This window comes from Acidaminococcus sp. CAG:542, from assembly GCF_000437815.1.
In the GTDB taxonomy this organism is placed as follows: domain Bacteria; phylum Bacillota; class Negativicutes; order Acidaminococcales; family Acidaminococcaceae; genus Acidaminococcus.
In genome coordinates this window covers 1-662 of sequence record NZ_FR902108.1, presented here as the reverse complement: position 1 = coordinate 662, position 662 = coordinate 1, and the positions used below count along the sequence as shown (strand labels likewise).

At 48.2% G+C, this 662-nt stretch carries 1 protein-coding gene; it reads right to left on the bottom strand.

What is annotated here, in order from left to right; genetic code table 11:
• Nucleotides 1–364 (bottom strand): ESPR domain-containing protein (locus tag QVO43_RS09220; RefSeq protein WP_288174879.1); only part of this gene is annotated, 364 nt, incomplete at its 3' end.
• Nucleotides 365–662 lie beyond the last annotated feature (298 nt).

Genomic DNA, 662 nt, shown 5'->3' with positions numbered 1-662 from the left:
AGTCGGACAGAGCCTGGCTGCCCCAGGCCAGGGCCACTGCTGTGTCTCCAGAAGCCTGGCTGCCGCCGCCAACGGCCAGGGCGCCCTTTCCATTGGCAGAGGATCCGTTCCCCACTGCCAAGGTATTGATATCCCCATTAGACGTAGTCCCGGCATCCACCGAACTGGCGGCCCATACCGGATGCACGCCGCTCAGCAGCAGGCCACCGGCTGCACAGACAGCCAAGAGACTGGTCTTCAGGCTCTTCCCTGCTCCGCCGCTGATTCGTTCACTTTTGTCCTTCCCATGGCTCTTGGCCAATTCGGACACCACCACATAGGCGTTCCGTACTTTGCTCCAGATGACCTTGTAAATTCTGTTCATGGTTTCTTTCCTCCCCGGGCCCTTCTGCCCCTGTTTGCCCTATGGGCAAATTTCTATTTTTTGAAAAAATTGTGTTTTTATGAAATTTCTATTTCACGTTGAATTTTCTTTCAGGAATCATTATTGATTCATTCGTAAAAAAATAATCTCTGCGAGCTGTTTTCTCCCCTTTCAGCAAATCCATGCCGTTGATCCGGTTCTTATGCTACCATTCTCAGGAGAGTTTTTACAACTTGTAAAGATTATTTATAATTTATGTATATTCTAGTGTTATTTTATGGAACATATGTATATACAC